Raw genomic sequence first — 18,850 nt, forward strand, 5'->3', positions numbered from 1 at the left:
CCTCTGTTGTGGGGACCTTTTTTATTTAATGATAGAAACGTGTCCCTTGTAATTGTATTCTTTACCCGGATTATCAACATAAACCATCAGCACCCACACGTAAGTATCGATGGGGCATCGCACGCCTTTGTAGGTTCCGTCCCAGGCCACACCCGGTGTAAAACTTTCGAATAACAAGGCCCCCCAGCGATCGAAAATCATAAAATGATACTCGTCTGTTTGTCCCGAAACAATGGGCATAAAATAGTTATTGTAGGAATCGCCATTGGGTGTAAAGGCATTGGGGACATATATAGCGATATCCGGAATTATTTCAATTTCTGCGCAAACGGAATCAGCACACCCCAAATCATTGTATGCCGCCAGGCAAATCTGGTATGGTTCTTCCGATTGAATATCGAACACCAGGTTTTCGTTTTCCTGATTTGAAAAAAACGATGAATTGAGATACCAGAAATAACTTGTGGCATTTGAACTGCTGTTTTGCAATTCAACCTGATTATTAAATGTTGAAACGGAATAAGTGGAAGGAACAAAAGAAGCCGTTGGATTGGGAACAGCACAAATCATTTGTGGAACAGTTACTGACGTGGAGCAACCATCTGTAGTGGTTAATGCATAACTAATATCGTAACAACCCGTTTGTGAAAACGTAAATGTACTATTCATGCAATCATCCGTTGAACCGGCATTTCCAAAGGTCCACACACAATTGTTTCCCGCCATTCCGCTGGTTTCAGAAAATGCAACTGTTAGCGGAACGCAACCTGTAATAACATCTGAAACAATGGTTGGCACTGCTACATTGAATAGTTGAATGTTTACTGTATCATTTACTGTTGCACAAAGATCTTGTACAGAAAAAACAATGCTGGAATTTGCCGATGGAATAAAACTCAAGCTTGTATTATTCCCCAATGAAATTCCTGACTCCATCCAATTCATAATGTATGGCGCACCACTACCGGAAAGGATGCTGGCGTTTAATTGAACTAAACTTCCGGGACAAACAGTGGTATCTGCACTTAGTTGAATTTGTAAACTATCGTAAACCTGCACTATGGAGCAGATTTGTAGTGCAGGACAATTGTTTGCATCGGTCACCGAAACACAAGAAGTAGAATCACTAATAACTGTAATTGTATTTTGCGCTGATGTGTTTCCATTGTCCCAGGCATAAACATAAGGAGCCGTTCCTCCGCTGGCAATAACATCTAAGTTAATGACTGTACCAGGACAAACAGTTTGATTAGGACTTATGGTAGCACTTAATGCTGCAGGTTCTGAAATGATTACACTACTCGTTGCGCTACATCCTCCAGCGTCTGAAACAATTACTGAATAAGTTCCGGCAGGCAAGGTTGAAAGATCTTCCTGCGCAGAAGAAAATGACGGCCCTGTCCATGCAATTACAAAAGGTGCAATTCCATTAACCGTTAAATCAATACTTCCATTGTTCCCTCCGTTGCAACTTACATCCGTAAACACGTGCGATAAGGTGGGAGCTCCGGGTTGAATGAGTGTGATCATTCCCGATGCAGAGCAACCATTGTCATCAGCAACTACCACTGTATAATCACCCGGTGAAAGATTGCTTAAGCTTTGCGTGGATGGTAAAACATTAAATGCATTATCGAACCAGATATATGAATACGCAGTGGCGATGGTTCCTCCGGCGGGATTAGCCTGCACTGTTCCATTGTTGTTTCCGCAGGTAGGATCCGTTCCTGTTACACTTACCGTTATTGCAGTCGGTTCTGTGATGGTGGCACTGGCGCTTGTTGTGCACCCTCCGTTATCGCTTACCGTTACAGAATAGTTCCCTGCACAAAGTGAATTGAGATTGGATGATGAAGCTCCATTGCTCCAGGAATAAGAATAAGGTGTTTGTCCGCCGGTAATCACCAATGAAATTGTTCCATCGCATAATCCGTTACAGGAAATATTGCTGCTATTAACGGATGTTATGCTTGGTGCTGTGGCTGCAGTGAGTGTAAAATTCTGATTCACGCTGCATCCGGAAACATCGGTAACGGAAACAGAATAATTTCCTGCTACCATCGAAGTTGCATTATTCGTGCCTTGTCCTGCACCGGGTGATGGTGACCAATGAATGGTATAGGGTCCGATTCCTCCCGTTGGATTTACACTTGCAGTTCCGTTATTTCCGGCACAACCTGGATTGGTGGTAGTTAAATTCGGATTAATCACTGTTGGTGAAACGATGTTTACCGTTGCCGTATCCACACATCCGATTCCGGAAGTGATGATACAATGATAGGTCCCCGGACATAAATTCGTTGCCATGGATGTGTTTTGTCCGATAGAAACAAAGGCAGAATTGAACCATTGATAAGAATATCCACCCATTGATCCGCTTGCATTGGCACTGGCGGTACCGTCGCACTGACATGAAGCATTAATGGCCACGGCATTTACTACCAATGGAGGAATGGGTAAACAATTATTGTTGAACTGACCGATATAAGCCGCATTAGCCGCATTATTGGGTGCTCCGGGTGTTTGTTCGTTGAGTCCGCAAGTCGATGGATCCGCACAGCCTTCACTCCAGTTGGCTTGTGAATAAGGATCACCATCGTTGAAATACCAAACATTATCCGAGCCCGATCCACCCGAATTAAAATAAATCATCGGATTGGCATTAGCGCCTGCATAACACAAGGAGAAAACTTCGCAGCCCGACAAATCCACCAGACGTGCACAGTCGCCGGAGTTAGCCAGCAGTGTAGTGCTCCAATCGCCACCGTTCACCCATCCAGCGGCAGGATACGAACACGCCACCGCACCGGGAGTTGTTAAGTTGCGATCGAAAAAAGGACTTACCACCGGCGCCACAATTACACAGTTTCCATCATTGAGCGAAACATCCACAGCTGGCATAGAAGTATTGGGATCGGAATTGTTATAAATAACAATGATGGTACCTACAGGTACGCAGGACCACAATGGATCCTGGGCAAAACGAATAGCACCCGCAGCTACACCCGTTGCACCATGGTAACCACTATTGTCGTCGAAAATCCAACCGCGAATGTCCACACAAGGAGGCGTGCTTGAATTGCAATCGTAAACTACCGCTGTATCGATAACTACAAACTCAACATACTCCATGTTTCCGGTAGGACCATTGGAAACTTCATTGATGATAAGTGTTTGCGCATGCAAAGCCGAGTAAGTACTCAGCCAAAGGAGAAAAACGATATTTAGAGCAGTACGCATTTTTACAATGCTTCCTGCGGTTTCGGACCATTCGAAAAAATCGAATTCCTATAGGGTGTTCACAAGGGCGATGTAAAATTAGGGCTTTACGACTAAAAACGGTTTAAATCGGCGTTAAATTTTGGAAACCCTTATTCAGTAAGGCATTATCAAAACTTAAGATTTAAGCGAATTTGTTTAATCTTTCGTTAAAATGAACTCCACTCGTCGGTTTTTTGCCCTGCCATCGGGGCTGGCGTTATCGGCTATGGGATGAGAGTTGCCGAGTCCCAAATGGGTAATACGCTGCGGTTGGATTCCTTTGGAAACAAGGTAATCTGCCACCGATTTGGCTCTTGCGGCGGATAATTCCTGATTGACCTGAGCATCACCCTGTGCATCGGTATGCCCCACAATTTTTATTTTCCATTTGGGATTTTCCTTTAATACCGCAACAAGCCGGTCTAATTCCGTAAAGGAAACCGATTGAATTATGGCTTTACCGGATTCGAACCTCAACTCTTCGAAAACAATGGGTTTTTCCTCTTTCAAGGGTAAATTTTCCGGCTTTTTTTCCGGTTCTTTTTGATTTAATTCTTCCTTTTTCGAAGATGTGAAGGCCGCATATTTATCTTCCTTTTTTTCCACATGAAGGCGGGCGGAGTCAAAAGGACAAGGCTTATCGCTCACGTAAACTTCATCTACATAAAAATAAGCCGCTTCTCCCGGAACCATATTTTTATACTTGGGAGCAATCTTAATTTTTTTTCTTCTGGAAGGATCGAGTTTGTAATTTCCGAAAGGACCAATGGTAATCCATATTTCTCCCCCTTTGGCTTTATACGATGAATGAAACAAATGCCAATTAATCGTATCGGTACTCATCGGCTCTTCATTTTGAACGCCGCTCACATCGGTAAATCGTCGGTCGTTATTTTTTTTCGGCCGGAAATCGGTGAGTGCGATTCCAACCGGTACTGCGTTGTACATGCTATGATCAGCGAGGGAATACCAGAATGAAATATGATACACCTGATCTTTCTTGAGTGGCTCCAATAATTCGGTTTGAATATATTCGCCGTAAAGCGTATCATCTACTGTAAAGGCAAACATTCCCGCATAGCAATTTCCCTCGTGGGCAGCTTGCAATCCCATTCCGTTTTGAGGCACCGTTACCGGTGAGTTGCGGTTATTTTTACAAGCACAAAATAAATCCGGAGTAGCTTTAGTCGGATTCCTCCAACCGGTAGCATTGGTGAGTTCTCCGTTGGACTGCGGACAATTTTCTTTCTCTTCAAAGCCACCATTCGGCACCAAATTCTGAGAGCGGGCACCGGGTGATAAAAAAAGAAAAAAGGCAAAAAAGCAGATGAGCGTCTTCATATAGTGAATTGCTAATGCAATAATAATGCAGGATTATACATTTCCCATCCGTAACTGTGCGTATTGTGACCAAAAAAAATGAAGTAGATTTACCTAAAATTCAACTTTGGAATCCGCCCCGTTTTTCGACCCGAAAGTCCTGCCCGAATTGGTTAAGGCCAAAATGCCCTATGGAAAATATGAGGGTCGGTTTTTATATCAGCTACCGGTAAGTTATTTGGAATGGTTCGGAAGAAAAGGATTTCCAAAGGGAAAACTGGGACAACAACTTGAGTTGATGTTGTTGATTAAATCAAACGGAATTGAAGAAGTGCTTCGTCCCTTCATTGGGAAGGCCTAAGCAACAGGCGCTCTCCCTCCGAATGCAGCAAATACCTCACTAAAATAATTTAATAGTTCGATGGCCAAAAGTAGTTTTTGATCCGATGCTTCGGTGTTTTTAAACTACTTCCATTTTATCTTCTTCAACTCTTATTAATAAGCTACCCGGTCCATGAAATATTTCAATAATAAAATCTGTATTGAAAAATTATATTATAATAAAAACGGGCTTACTCTGTGTGCGTAAATCTTTGTTGATTGAAGAATTTCTATATTCGCCTAAGCCAGCACTTCATGCCCACCGAAAAACTTAAAATAGGATTAATTACTCCACCGTTTACGCAGATTAACACTCCGTATCCGGCGAGTGCTTATTTAAAAGGTTTTTTAAACACCTTAGAAATCCCGTCAGCACAACTGGATCTGGGCTTGAATGTAATTCTGAATCTATTCTCAAAAAAAGGACTTCAGTCGCTATTTGCACAGGTTGATACGGGTAAGGATTGGTCGGAACATGCTCAATTTGTACTTGCCCACCAACAGGAATATATCAATACCATTTCGGAAGTGGTTTTATTCCTGCAAGGGAAAAGAGATTCACTTGCACGACGAATTTCCAATGGAAATTTTTTACCACAGCCGCCTTCCCAACGTACACACCAAGAGGAACTGGAGTGGGCATTTGGTATAATGGGAAATCGCGATAAGGCTCGCCACTTATGTACGCTGTACCTCGAAGATTTAAGTCGCTTTATCGTAGAAACTACAGATGCCGATTTTGGTTTTTCCCGTTATGCGGAACAGATTGGTCGTTACGCGCGTGAATTTGATGAACTGGATCTGGCATTGAAACAACCCATTGGATTTACTCAACAAATCATTTTGGATGAACTGGAGGATTTTATTCAAAAAGAAAAACCTCACTTAATTGCATTTTCCATTCCTTTTCCGGGCAATTTATTCAGCGGATTTTTATGTGCTGCCTATATCAAAGAAAAACATCCCGAAATTAAAACTGCATTGGGCGGTGGTTTTGTAAATACAGAATTAAGATCACTGAGCGAACCGCGTGTATTTAATTATTTCGATGCGGTGTGTCTCGATGATGGAGAAGCGCCCTTGTTATCGGTGTATGAATGGATTTCCGGTCGCAGTACTTCAGATCATTTGCGGCGAACATTTATTCGTGTCAATAACCAGGTGAACTATATTCATTCCGATTTTTATTCAGATTACAAACAAAAAGAAGTGGGCACTCCCGATTATTCCGGATTACGAACGGATGAATATTTATCGGTGATTGAAGTGACTAATCCCATGCACAGTTTATGGAATGATGGACGCTGGAATAAACTCACCCTGGCGCATGGTTGTTATTGGGGAAAATGCACTTTTTGTGATACGAGTCTGGATTACATCCGCGTTTATGAATTCACAACAGCAAAAATGATTGTGGACCGCATGGAGGAATTGATTCATGCAACGGGCGAAACCGGATTTCATTTTGTAGATGAGGCCGCTCCACCGGCACTGATGAAGGAATTGGCACTGGAAATTATCAGGAGAAAGTTGGTGGTAAGCTGGTGGACCAATATCCGGTTCGAAAAAAGTTTTCATTCCGACTTATGTCGCTTACTGGCTGCATCTGGTTGTATTGCTGTTTCGGGTGGACTTGAAGTCGCTTCGGATCGTTTGTTGCAATTAATCGACAAAGGCGTAAGTGTTGAACAGGTAAGTCAGGTCTGCGCTAATTTTACGGATGCCGGAATCATGGTACATGCCTATTTGATGTACGGCTATCCCACGCAAACGGCACAAGAAACGATAGATTCCCTGGAAGTGGTTCGTCAACTTTTTGAAAACGGATTAATTCAATCGGGATTTTGGCATCGTTTTGCATTAACCGTTCATAGTCCCGTTGCACAACAACCCGACAAATTCGGCATTCGTATTCTTCCGGATCAGCATGGTCGCTTTGCCAATAATGATCTCGACTACGAAGAAACTTCCGGCTGCGATCACGCTTTATTTTCGGAAGGATTAAAAACGTCGCTTTATAATTATTTACACGGAAAAGGATTTGAACTTCCATTGTCGAAATGGTTCAACCACAAAACACCCAAAACCTCTCTTCCCAAAAATCTAATTGAAAATTATTTATCTAATATCCCCTTCCGTGAAATAAAGGATGAACAACAAATGATCTGGACAGGTCACTATCACTTAGGTGAATCCAAAATCCGCAAAGGGAAAAAATACAGCAGCTGGGAATTATTCGGTTCAAACGAAAACGTGCATCTGGAATTAGAGGAAGCAACTTCTCAATTCCTTAATACATGGCTACATAATAAGGTGATCTGTGGCTCGGTTAAAACCTTTAAAAAATCATTTGAAGAAAATACCGGTCAAAACCCCTCTTTGTTTTTACACAGCGAAACCATGGACGTATTTCGATCAGCGGGTTTACTTCTTGTATAAGAAATTGGGGTGCTTTTCATGAATTACATTCAGCAACAGCAACGCCATCACAACGAATAAACTTATCCTTCAGAAATAACATTTTATTTCCATAAGAAAGCCTGGTCCATTGGATCAGGCTTTTTTTTTGTTTTTGTGCTTGAAATGAACGGAACTGCTATTTTTGCATCATGATTGCACCAATTTCAGGAGAAGAAAAACAAAAGCGCTACGACCGGGCCTATTTGCGCATGGCCATGGAGTGGGGTAAATTATCACATTGTGACCGAAAGAAAGTGGGGGCTTTAATTGTGCGCGACAACATGATTATTTCCGACGGATACAACGGTACTCCTTCCGGATTTCCGAATCAATGCGAGGATGAAGAGGGAAACACCAATTGGTATGTGTTACACGCCGAAGCCAATGCCATCCTCAAAGTTGCTCGTTCTACCCAAAGTGCATTAGGCGCTACGCTTTACCTTACGCTTTCTCCGTGCAGAGAATGCAGTAAGCTGGTTTTGCAATCCGGTATTTCCAGAGTGGTTTATATCAATCCCTATAAAGACCAAAGCGGCGTTGAGTTTTTAAAGAGTTCCGGGATTGAATTGGTCCACTTCCCAGAGCAGGACCTTTAAAATCTTGCATTTGCCCTTCAACATTTTTATTCCTGCACCGTTTTATTTATTCCTAATTTAGCATTCGGTTATGCAAGATCTTGATCCAAAAGAAATACCTCAACGTTACAGGGCCTATAGCCGTTTAACGTTATTTTACCCCATTCTTTTGGCGCTTGCATTAGCAGCAGGTATTTACCTGGGCGGAAGAATGAATACCGTTACTCCGGGTTCACAAAAAGAAACCGTTTCCAAATTAAATAGTCTGCTTAATCTCATTGAAGAGCATTATGTGGACAAGGTAGACCGCTCTAAATTAACCGAGGACGCCATTCGCGAAATTTTGGATGGACTTGATCCGCACAGTGCCTATATGAGTCCGGAAGATGCCAAACAAGCGCGTGAGGAGTTATCCGGAAAATTTGGTGGTGTAGGTATTCAGTTTTTGGTTTACAAGGACACCCTCACTGTTACACATGTTATTCCCAATGGGCCATCCGAAACTGCCGGCATTCAGGCTTTCGACCGGATTATTGAGGTCGACGGAAAATCGATGGCGCGAAAAAACATTACTACAGAAGATGTTTTTGATCGCCTCAGGGGTGATATAGGCACCGAAGTGAAACTTAAAATTATGCGTCCGGGTCAACGCAAACCGCTCGCTTTTACCATCACCCGTGATGCCATTCCGGTTTCTACAGTGGAAGCCTCCATTATGCTCGATGCGCAAACCGGATATATCCGCCTTTCACAATTTGGTGCACAAACCTATTCCGATTTCCTTGGTGCGGTTCACAAACTTCAAAAGCGTGGTATGAGCAAACTGATTCTCGACCTTCGCGATAATGGAGGAGGCTATCTGGATGAGGCCAATAAGATAGCTGACGAGTTTTTGGAATCCGGTAAATTGATCGTTTATACCGAGGGAGAACATAGTCCGCGACAAACTTATAAATCGACTCAAAAAGGCCGACTCAAAGACACACCGGTAGCAATTTTGGTGAATCACAATACGGCCTCGGCTTCTGAAATTGTTTCGGGCGCGATACAGGATAATGACAGAGGTACCATTATTGGTCGACGTTCCTTTGGTAAAGGACTTGTACAACAAGAAATGAAACCATTTAACGATGGCTCTTCCGTTCGTTTAACCATCGCCCGTTATTATACGCCAACCGGACGTTGTATTCAAAAACCATATGGACAAGGAATCGATTATGAAATGGAGCAGGTGGAACGTTTTGAGCACAATGAATTTTTCGTTCCGGATAGTTCTATTTTTGTTGACTCCTTAAAATTTAAAACGCCAAAAGGAAAAATCGTTTATGGCGGAGGCGGAATTATGCCTGATGTTTTTGTGCCTATCGACACGAGTGGAAGAAGCGAATATTATACCGAACTTTTATATTCGAGAGTGTACTCGGAATTTGCTTTCGACTTCGTAGAGCGCCATAAACCGCAACTGAACCGTTATGCAAATGCCGATGCTTTTGTAAAATCGTTTACCGTAGAAGATGCCGATTTAAATTTGCTTTACGCCTTGGCAGAACGCCAGGGAATAAAATTTAGAACCGCCGAAGCAAATCATTCCAAAGGCTTGATAATTCAGCAGTTAAAAGCAGAAATTGCGCGCTTAATTTGGAATGCCGATGGTTATTATTCGGTAATTATGCAAAGGGATGCGGATGTTCGCAAAGCCCTGGAAGTGCTCAAATAATTTTTTTTTTGCCCTCTTTTTGCCGGTTTAATTTTTTTCTATATTTGAGTATAGCGCCGGTACAGTCCGGACAACAAAACTAAGTCAGATACTCAATTCCTCTAACTTTCTTCTCAGTCAATTCTGACTACGCTCCAACGCAATCTTTAACACAATTCATAACATGAACACTAGTCACACCGGAACTGTAAAGTTCTTTAATTCAGAAAAAGGCTTCGGCTTTATTCGTCACGATGACAATGCAACTGAAACATTCGTGCACAAGACCGGCCTGAAACATGACGTTCAACAAAATGATCGCGTACGTTTCGACCTTGAACAAGGTAGAAAAGGTATGATTGCAGTTAATGTTGAAAAGATCTGATCGTAATTTGACCCTTCAAAAAGCCGTCTCCATTCGGGCCGGCTTTTTTCATTTATAATCTTCCACTTCGGCAGACCATTGTACAGCGCCATCCGAGTGAATGACCTTTACCCGATAAACATATTTTTCACCGGGGTGAAGATCACGATCAATAAAATCGATTTTCGACGTTTTAACTATTTTACAAATCTGCCAGTTCGGTTCTGCAGCTCTTCGCTTATACAAAACCAATTCCCGCGCATTCTGATCGCCCGATTCAATTGAAACAAGCGTTGAGCCCGCCCGCTTTTGAACATGAATAAAAACCGGGAATACAGCAGGACGAGCAGGAGCAACAAACAGGGTGTCGGATACACTTTTTCTACCGGAATTATTTTTACTCATCAACACCAATCGAGTACTCGATTTACCGGTAAAAAGACTTTGTGGAAGACTTAATGATTCTGAATAAACATCCAGAATTTTTGGTCCTGCTTCATTGATTAAAAACAAATAATTCCTTGCAGACCAATCCATAGCAAACTCAAGAAAAAGGGAATCATTCTTTTCTGTTTTTCTTTTCCAAATGGGCTTTATTGGTGCTTGCGAAGACCGAAACGGGAGAAAGAGTTCGTACGATGGACAAGAAGCATTTCTGTTTACATCAACAGCTGAAACAGAAAAATAATAATTGCGCGCCAGCTGATTTTTGTAGGGAGAAAAATTAAAAAAGGTATCCGTAATAATATCCCTGCTCAGCTCCTGCCATTCTTCCTTTTGAGAATAACGTATAAAAATACGGTAACCATATAAATCGGATGCCAAAGGTTTATTCCACCATAAATGGATTAAACTATCCTGCTGAATTTCTCCATTCAAATCATCAACCATGGGAGGCGGACCATCATCGGGTCGAAATACATACACCGAATTTGAAAACAATGTGTCTCCGCTTTCCCGAATCCAGCACCAGGTGAAATAAGCAGAATGTTCATTGGGGCTGAGCGCTGGAAAACCAGAAAACATTTCGGCTGTGAAATCCGAAGATTTTCGTTTTAACCAAAAGGATTTCTTCACCCATAAAGGTAAATTCTGTTGATTTAATTCCAGGTTTAAACGATTGCCCTCCAGCTTCCAGGATTTTATTTCCGGATACAGCGTGTCGTTTTCATAACAGACACAGGATTTAATCAATTCACCTTCCGATTGCGTACCGAAAGAGGTTCTTCCCTTTAAACGATAAAATCGTCGTCCAAACAATTGAGCGGTATCACTAATCCAATGGTGTTTTTGCTGATTAAGCGAAACCAGTGGACGTTGAAACAAATTTTCCCAGTGAAGAGAATCCAACGAATATTGCAAATCCCAATAGGGAAATCCTTCATTAGCAAATTCAATTCGTGTAGTTTTCCGGAAGCATGTCGCCCTAAAATCCGGTAATTTAGTTTCCGCTTGTTCATGAGGATTCACCTTTTCTATAAAGGCTTGCTCGCCGGAATAACGAGAGGTTAATCGAATTTGAAACGTGTTTATATCCTCCGGCATTTTCACTTTTATCCCCAAGGCCATAGCACGAAACAAAACGGAATCTGCGTCGCACAACAGTAAAACTAATCCTGCCAGATTTTTTTCTTTTTGCAAATCTTTTAATTCAGGTTCATCAATAAATTTTTTAAGGAATAAAAATTCCTTTTCCCGCAATGAATCATTCGACATCTGAAAAGCGGAAAGATCAGGAAGTACAGATTCTGTATAAATACGTTTTTGTGATTCTGTATGGATGAATTCCAATAAAAATCCGGCTCGGATGTATTGACGGGCATGGACATAATTCTCCGGGACCCACCTGAAAATAATTTCATCTTTCTTTACTAAATAGCTGAAATGAAGTTGCGCGTTGAGGGTTGAAAAGAGATTCAAGCCCAGTACGACTACGATAGAAATTATTTTTTTCATTGCGTCTGAATCTGACAGTTTTCTCCCAATTCCATATTTAATTCAAGATCTCCGCGAATCACTGATAGAATTTCATATTCACAACGAACTGCGCCATGAAGCCAGGTAGGGTGTGGTAATCTTCCTTCCAATAGCGCTGCCACATTTCCACTGAGAATAATGAGATCGAAATCGTGACCGGAAAATTCTCCTTTTACCCCAATGTTTCCCTGTAAAAAAGCATAAAGTCTCCCTTCAATAATTTTACCGTTCCAACCCACACGATCCGTGGACCCACTGCAATGCGCTGAGGCCCCAAAATCCGCCATCATCATGTCGAACCCTGCTCCATAGGAAAAGCTTCCGTATACCGTGAAAAAATCCCAACCTACCTCGCGATACATTCCTCCACCCAGACTCATCCCCATAGCAACACCACTTGCATCTTCCAGTGCCTGCGGATTACGCATTGCATCCAGTTGGTTGGAGCTGACTAATGGCTGAACTAAAGAAGGAACCGGTGCCATAGGTTCGAGGTTTTTACCCATAAGAAAATAGGCATTGGCAGAAGCAAAGTTCAACACATTCACCTGTGCCGGCTGCGTGGGACGACCAATTGCAACGCTCCAATTCTGCGGATCAAAATGCATATGAACCGATGCATTCCCCTGTACGGCATTAGGCACCCGCAACGAAGCCTGCATGGATGCATCAAATGTTTTTTCCGGAACATCATACAGCAAGGAAACCGTACCATAAACCGAGGCCGGTTTTTGTTGTCGCTCTGCTACAGAAGATAAAAAATATCCATTCCCATTGAGTGAAACCTGATCTAAACCTCCGTTCGAATTAAATGCCACTTCCAGCATCACATCGCCATTGAAAGATTTTTCATTGGGAGAAAAGGCTAGTCCTGCCCCCGCTCTAAAAATGGTTCCATATCCGGGATCAGGAAAATAAAGTTGTGTTCGCGGTGTGGCAGGCGGATTATAAAGCACAAGATTACTCTGCGCGGCATTGGTCCTGGTAGGCCGCATCTTATGAGACACTCCTCCAATTAGCCGGTTTATGATTAATGGTGTTGTTCCAATGGGAATATGTACCGGAACAAAAGCATCCAGTGCGAAATACCTAAAGGTGGATGTTCCAAAGCAAGCCTGAAGCGACAAGGGAGATTCGATGACATTCGGAATTTTTACATCGAGCTGACCAAAAAATCCTCTCCCATAATCCGGATCGTTCCGAAAAAAACGCAAGCTTCCATCCATCGAAAAAGCCTGCGTATGTGCAGCAAGGAATAAGTCATCTAAATAAACACCATCAAAACGATAATTACCTCCCTCTACCCTTGAACGAATTTCCATTCGCGCAGAAGAGGAAACACCTGTTACTTCATCATTCCCCAACTGGAATAAAACATGCATCCCTACTGCAGGAGCGCCATTCGGAGCAATAAAAACACCAATGGAATCTATGCTCACCGGATAATTGGCAAAGGAGGGTTGCCGATCGCTATAACCGAAATATCCACCAGAAATATAAGGGGCTAGTGTGGTAAACCGGAGTTGATTAAAATCTATTTTACCACTTGAAAAATCCTGGTCGCCAAATTCAATTTTCCCATTCAGCAGAAGTTCAGGTTTAAATTTCCCATTGAATCGAATGACCGAAATGGAGGAACTGGAATAAATTTCAGTTGTAGCATTAAACGCATGAAGCCTGACATTTTCTGCAGGGTTCAAACTAAAATTATAGTTGATGTTGTGATTATTATCTTCTAACAGCAAAGCATGAAATTGAAGACGATTGCTGCTGTCGAAAAGAGGGACGTCTATTTCACCATCCATTTCGCCGCCGTAAAACCGGTTTTGTTGAATATGGATGGCCAGTTTATCAATGGAAAAACGCCAGCCGGACATATCTCCCTTTTGATTTCCCATAAAATTTTCCGCAGAAAAAATTCCGCAAATACCCGATTCATCCATTAATACATTGCTTGCCGTAAACGTGGTGGGATTGTCATTGTGATTAAACTCCCGTGGCATGCTAATTTGTAATTGACGAAGAAAAAATCCGGTCCACCAATTCGATTTTTCTCCCTGATAATTGAGGGGGAAAATCATGCTGGGATGATTCATGTTTTGACTAAGATCCAGCACGGCTTCCGTTACGGAAAATTTCCAGTCTTCCATTCCTTTCAGGGTAAAAGGACTCAACTGAATTCCTGCAATAAGTGAATTCAAATCCTGACCATAAAATGTAAACGATGCTTCCACCTGATCTTTACCATCGGTTGGTATGAGGACTGAAGTTGAAAACCGTACGACTCCATGCAGATGTATACCCGAAAATCCATTGCAATCCCATTCCACCCAATTGGATCCGTCCGCCGCCAATGTCAGTTGCCGGTCTTCTCCCCAGTCGATTTGGTGCTCCGAAACTAACATCAATCGCGATCCGGTTCCACCCGCAATTCCGGCTGGTGTAAATGAAACATTTTTCGCAGCAAAAGCCATCTTATGATCCGTTCCGGGAAATTCAACGGCCATATAGGCATGGAATCGGGCATCCTGAGGAAAAAAACGAGCACTGTCCACCGCAATTACATAGCGTGCTCCCCCAATCTCGCGGACAATTCCGACAGGTAAATGATGCAAGGAGTTTTCACTTAGTGATCCAATGTATTTTTCCTGAGAAACAACCTGAGTGGTCGTCTCAATCACCTGCGCATAAGAAAGCTCCTGCGCAAGCAGATTCTCACTGAGCAGACATGAAAAAAGAAAAAGGGTCCTTAAAAACATAGGACCCCAAAACTATTGGAAAAAAATACCGATTCGGAAAATAAAAAAAGCGGAAGTTAAGATTCGGACAATTCAATAAAATCAATCGATCGTGGCAATAACTTTCAGCTCAATGGCAATGGGTGTTGGCAATGCATTAATTTCAACGGTGGTACGGCAAGGTTGATTGTCCTTAAAATAATCCGCATACACTTTGTTGAAGGTTCTGAAGTCGCGTTTCATGTTAACGAGGAACACCGTTACATCCACAATTTTATCCCAGGAAGAACCTGAATCTTCAAGCACTGCTTTTACATTGTTAAAAACGGAATGCACCTGCGCTTCGAAATCGAATTCTGCAAAATTTCCATTGTGATCAAGCTTTAATCCCGGAACATCCGAATCGTTGGCATTGGAATTGGCCACACGGGGACCCACACCGCTGAGGAATAATAAATTCCCAACCCGGCGGGCATGAGGATATAAACCAACCGGTTTTGGTGCATTAGAGGAAGAAATACGCTGATCGGACATAATTCAATTTTTTCCAAAATACGTCAATAATTTCCGAATAGAAAAATCGGCAAGTCGGCAATCGTTTCATTTTCTGATTATATTTAAATCATGAAATATTTATCCCTGATTTTTAGCGCTTCGCTATTGGTGTTTTCCTCTTGTGGAAATGAAAAACCGGAAGCAGAACAAGAAAAAAGTCCTGTTGAGGATTCAGTCGCAAAAGAATCTTACGTCTGGCCGGCTGAAATTGACACCTTGCTACATTCTTTCCCGCTGTTGCAGGATTCCATCATTCACATTGATTCGACGCTAATCCGGAATATTGAAAATAAGGACACCATTACCGGTGATGAAATCCGCTTTCTTTCGGCAAATTATCACAGCAATACCTTGTTTAGTTTTCAGAAATACAGTTTGGAAAATTATTTAGAAATGGATAGCATTATTGCTAATGGTCATTATGATGAATACCTCGAGCACATCGATATCGGCAACACCAAATACGTTAACGGAAAAAAACTTTTTTATCACCCGCTGGGTGATTCTTGTTTACTGTTCTTTTGGGCCATTCATTACCGCACCTATGAGGCTTGTCCCTGGGGCGAAGGCACCTATATTTTCATGACCAATGCCTATGCCGGTCGCATTTGCGAAACCATCTGTATTGGATTAGAGGATGCAGGTGGCGACCCTCCTGTGGCGGGATCTACTGATCGTTATGCGGAGCTGATGAGTGACGGACTTATTCGTATTCGTCAGCGGGACATTGGCGATGAGGACATGGATCAACCCAAGGTGGAACTTACCGAAGGTGAATTTGAATTTAAACTGGAAGGCGTCAAGATTAAAAGTGTAAAAGAAAATCCGGGTAAAGCCAAAATGGTACCCCGCAAATCAGTAGGATATTGATTCTTTATTTTTTGCCGTCCTCCAGCCATCAAACGCTGAAACGGGGCTTTCTTATTTAGCTATATTTGCATCCAAGAGATTTATTTATGTCCATTCAACACACCCTCGCCGGAATTGCTTCGGCATGTATTATTTTATCTTCCTGCACTTCTTCTACCAACGAGAATAAAACTGAAAAAACAGAGGTAAAGGACAGCGTTAAAATTGAAGCAGAGCCCAAAAAACAATTGGCCTTTGATACGCTCCTCACCGATGCCTCGCGTTTTATTGCGGGTATGCCAACACATAAATACCTCAAAGAAGAACAAGCAGCAGAATATTATTCTGAACATAAAACATTTACCGATGAGTCCTGGAAAATTACGCAGGACAGCATGATTAATCCGGTTCAGAAATGGTGCGCTGATAATAAAATTCAGGACCAGCGCGATTCGTTATTGTGTTTTTATCCCTTATCGGGACCCGATTTTTTATTCGGTAACGCTTTCTTTCCAACGGCAGATCACTTTGTGATGTTAGGTCTGGAACCACGTGGAAACATGGTCGATTTTCGCGAATTAAAAGAAGCAGAAATAATAAAATACCTGAGCGGAATTCGTCAGAGTATGAAATACATCAACAGCCGAGGATATTTTGTTACCTCACACATGTCGTCGGATTTCACAAAAGCGCATTTGAACGGCATGCTGCACATGATGTTGTATATGATGGCAAGAACCAATCACGCCATTGTTGATATTTACAATGTAAAAATTGATTCAACCGGAAAAGCAATACGCTTGGCAGAAGGAGAAAAATACACAGGCGATTCTCCGCTTGCTGTTAAAATAGAATTTTTATCGCCCGACGGAACGGAATTAAGAGATGCGTATTATTTTAAAATGAATGCAGCCGACGATTACCTGTTGAAACATACTGAATTTGAAACCTTCGTAAATGGTTTTGGTCACCGTGTTTCCTATATGAAATCCGCTTCCTGTGTTTTACAAAATACCCCATTTTCTGTAATGCGGAAATTGGTATTGAATTCAGACAAAGTATTGCAGGATGATACTGGTGTTCCGTATAAATATTTTCTCGACGACAGTACGTTTTCAATTTCCTTATACGGAACGTATAGTCAAACCATCGATGATCTGGACTGGTGTATGCAAAAACAGCTGAAAAAAGATCTTGAGGCATCCAAACATTATGGCAACCTTCCATTCAAAATTTCCTACAATGGAAATTACGGCGAAGGGATGATGATCTGGGCGGTTAAAAAGTAAACATCGATGCAGCAACTGCCGGTATTCGAAATAACAGATCAACTAAAAACTTCGTTATCGGAACATCCCATTGTTATTCTTCAGGCTCCTCCGGGTGCCGGTAAGAGTACCGGATTACCCTTAAAGCTCCTTCAGGAAACCTGGCTACAAGGAAAGAAAATCCTGATGCTGGAACCCCGCCGCATTGCTGCGCGGAATGTGGCCTTGCGTTTGGCGGAACAACTCCATGAAGAAATCGGAGAGCAAATAGGTTATCGCGTCCGTTTCGAAAATAAGGTTAGTGCAAAAACAAAACTGGAAATCCTTACCGAAGGAATTTTAACGCGCATGCTGCAACAGGACAATGCACTTGAACATGTTGGTCTCGTAATATTCGACGAGTTTCATGAACGAAGTTTACATGCGGATCTTGCTTTCACCCTGTGCAGAGAAATACAATCTGTTTTAAGAGACGATTTACGCATACTCATCATGAGTGCAACACTCGATGGGAAAGAATTATCTTCTCAATTAAATGATGCTCCTGTAATTGTTAGCGAAGGCAGACAATTTCCCGTTACCATAAATTACCGTGAATCGGATGAAAAAATTTCGATTGCAGAAAATGTGGTTAAAACCATTCGCATTGCACTCAACGAAACCAGCGGCGACATCCTCGCATTTCTTCCCGGAAGTGGTGATATCCACCGGGCACAACAAATGCTGGAAGAACAGTTAACAGGAATCAGTGTACAAGCCTTGTATGGCGATCTATCGTTCGATAAGCAACAAGCAGCATTGCTACCCGACAAAAACGGCAGAAGAAAAGTTGTATTAGCTACCAGCATTGCCGAAACCAGTTTAACCATTCAGGGAATTACAACTGTGGTTGATTCGGGTTATTCGCGCATTCCCCGTTTTGATCACAAAAGCGGATTTACAAAATTAGAAACGGTACCTGTTTCGAAAGATACAGCAGATCAACGTGCAGGAAGAGCAGGACGATTGGGTCCCGGCACTTGTTATCGCTTATGGAATGCAGCAAAACATTTACAATTAGCTGAGAAACGAAAACCGGAAATTCTGGAAGCAGATTTTGCTCCCACCTTACTGGAAATATATCACTGGGGTGAAAGCAATGTGGAGCAGTTAAAATGGATTACTCCTCCACCACCTGCCTCCGTTTCATTGGCAAAAAAAGTACTCATTGCATTGCAGGCCATTGAAGGAAATAAAATTACGGCAGAAGGGAAACATTTATTTTCCTTTCCCACTCATCCGCGTATTGCTCATCTTTTGCATCAGTCGCACAAACATCAATTAACTTCACTCGCTTCCGATGTTGCCGCACTTCTGGAAGAAAAAGATCCGCTCAGCAAAATGAATGAGGCCGATATTTCTCTTCG

At 42.2% G+C, this 18,850-nt stretch carries 13 protein-coding genes; 8 read left to right on the plus strand and 5 right to left on the minus strand.

Annotated elements, in window-relative coordinates; all coding sequences use genetic code 11:
- Positions 1 to 21: 21 nt before the first annotated feature.
- Complete coding sequence (locus K1X56_04995) at positions 22 to 3,240, minus strand: gliding motility-associated C-terminal domain-containing protein (GenBank protein MBX7094055.1); 3,219 nt, start codon at positions 3,238 to 3,240, stop codon at positions 22 to 24.
- Positions 3,241 to 3,417: 177 nt separating this feature from the next.
- Positions 3,418 to 4,602 carry an OmpA family protein gene (locus tag K1X56_05000; protein MBX7094056.1) on the minus strand — a complete coding sequence of 395 codons (1,185 nt, stop codon included), beginning with the start codon at positions 4,600 to 4,602 and terminating at the stop codon, positions 3,418 to 3,420.
- Positions 4,603 to 4,708: 106 nt separating this feature from the next.
- Here K1X56_05000 and K1X56_05005 point away from each other — a divergent pair, with 106 nt between their 5' ends.
- From K1X56_05005 to K1X56_05025, 5 genes are all read left to right on the plus strand, one after another.
- The gene (locus K1X56_05005; GenBank protein ID MBX7094057.1) at positions 4,709 to 4,942 is read left to right on the plus strand and encodes a DUF3820 family protein; all 234 of its coding nucleotides are present in this window, start codon (positions 4,709 to 4,711) and stop codon (positions 4,940 to 4,942) included.
- Between the two features lie 275 nt (positions 4,943 to 5,217).
- Positions 5,218 to 7,401: a radical SAM protein gene (locus K1X56_05010; GenBank protein MBX7094058.1), complete on the plus strand. Its 2,184-nt coding sequence runs from the start codon at positions 5,218 to 5,220 to the stop codon at positions 7,399 to 7,401.
- A gap of 170 nt (positions 7,402 to 7,571) precedes the next feature.
- Entirely contained in the window at positions 7,572 to 8,018 is a 447-nt protein-coding gene (locus K1X56_05015; protein MBX7094059.1) for a dCMP deaminase family protein, read from the plus strand.
- Between the two features lie 70 nt (positions 8,019 to 8,088).
- Positions 8,089 to 9,714: a S41 family peptidase gene (locus K1X56_05020; GenBank protein MBX7094060.1), complete on the plus strand. Its 1,626-nt coding sequence runs from the start codon at positions 8,089 to 8,091 to the stop codon at positions 9,712 to 9,714.
- A gap of 163 nt (positions 9,715 to 9,877) precedes the next feature.
- Positions 9,878 to 10,078 carry a cold shock domain-containing protein gene (locus tag K1X56_05025; GenBank protein ID MBX7094061.1) on the plus strand — a complete coding sequence of 67 codons (201 nt, stop codon included), beginning with the start codon at positions 9,878 to 9,880 and terminating at the stop codon, positions 10,076 to 10,078.
- Positions 10,079 to 10,126: 48 nt separating this feature from the next.
- Here K1X56_05025 and K1X56_05030 read toward each other — a convergent pair whose 3' ends face one another.
- The 3 genes from K1X56_05030 to K1X56_05040 form a co-directional block, all read right to left on the minus strand.
- Entirely contained in the window at positions 10,127 to 12,013 is a 1,887-nt protein-coding gene (locus tag K1X56_05030) for a fibronectin type III domain-containing protein (GenBank protein ID MBX7094062.1), read from the minus strand.
- Positions 12,010 to 14,793 carry a hypothetical protein gene (locus tag K1X56_05035; GenBank protein MBX7094063.1) on the minus strand — a complete coding sequence of 928 codons (2,784 nt, stop codon included), beginning with the start codon at positions 14,791 to 14,793 and terminating at the stop codon, positions 12,010 to 12,012. Before K1X56_05035 ends, K1X56_05030 begins: the two co-directional genes overlap by 4 nt.
- Before the next feature lie 81 nt (positions 14,794 to 14,874).
- Positions 14,875 to 15,306 (minus strand): RidA family protein, encoded by a 432-nt coding sequence (locus K1X56_05040; GenBank protein MBX7094064.1) that lies wholly within the window; start codon positions 15,304 to 15,306, stop codon positions 14,875 to 14,877.
- Between the two features lie 90 nt (positions 15,307 to 15,396).
- On the opposite strand from K1X56_05040, the gene K1X56_05045 reads away from it, so the two are divergent.
- The 3 genes from K1X56_05045 to hrpB all read left to right on the plus strand — a co-directional run.
- Entirely contained in the window at positions 15,397 to 16,197 is an 801-nt protein-coding gene (locus K1X56_05045) for a hypothetical protein (protein MBX7094065.1), read from the plus strand.
- Positions 16,198 to 16,283: 86 nt separating this feature from the next.
- The gene (locus tag K1X56_05050) at positions 16,284 to 17,465 is read left to right on the plus strand and encodes a hypothetical protein (GenBank protein ID MBX7094066.1); all 1,182 of its coding nucleotides are present in this window, start codon (positions 16,284 to 16,286) and stop codon (positions 17,463 to 17,465) included.
- Positions 17,466 to 17,471: 6 nt separating this feature from the next.
- Positions 17,472 to 18,850: ATP-dependent helicase HrpB (gene hrpB, locus K1X56_05055; protein MBX7094067.1), on the plus strand; the 1,379-nt coding region annotated here is incomplete at its 3' end.

It is taken from the genome of Flavobacteriales bacterium (assembly GCA_019694795.1).
In the GTDB taxonomy this organism is placed as follows: domain Bacteria; phylum Bacteroidota; class Bacteroidia; order Flavobacteriales_D; family UBA2798; genus UBA2798.

Coding starts and splice junctions, on each gene's coding strand:
- K1X56_04995 (MBX7094055.1), bottom strand. CDS start 3,240: ATGCGTACTGCTCTAAATATCGTTTTTCTCCTTTGGCTGAGTACTTAC.
- K1X56_05000 (MBX7094056.1), bottom strand. CDS start 4,602: ATGAAGACGCTCATCTGCTTTTTTGCCTTTTTTCTTTTTTTATCACCC.
- K1X56_05010 (MBX7094058.1), top strand. CDS start 5,218: ATGCCCACCGAAAAACTTAAAATAGGATTAATTACTCCACCGTTTACG.
- K1X56_05015 (MBX7094059.1), top strand. CDS start 7,572: ATGATTGCACCAATTTCAGGAGAAGAAAAACAAAAGCGCTACGACCGG.
- K1X56_05020 (MBX7094060.1), top strand. CDS start 8,089: ATGCAAGATCTTGATCCAAAAGAAATACCTCAACGTTACAGGGCCTAT.
- K1X56_05025 (MBX7094061.1), top strand. CDS start 9,878: ATGAACACTAGTCACACCGGAACTGTAAAGTTCTTTAATTCAGAAAAA.
- K1X56_05030 (MBX7094062.1), bottom strand. CDS start 12,013: ATGAAAAAAATAATTTCTATCGTAGTCGTACTGGGCTTGAATCTCTTT.
- K1X56_05035 (MBX7094063.1), bottom strand. CDS start 14,793: ATGTTTTTAAGGACCCTTTTTCTTTTTTCATGTCTGCTCAGTGAGAAT.
- K1X56_05040 (MBX7094064.1), bottom strand. CDS start 15,306: ATGTCCGATCAGCGTATTTCTTCCTCTAATGCACCAAAACCGGTTGGT.
- K1X56_05045 (MBX7094065.1), top strand. CDS start 15,397: ATGAAATATTTATCCCTGATTTTTAGCGCTTCGCTATTGGTGTTTTCC.
- K1X56_05050 (MBX7094066.1), top strand. CDS start 16,284: ATGTCCATTCAACACACCCTCGCCGGAATTGCTTCGGCATGTATTATT.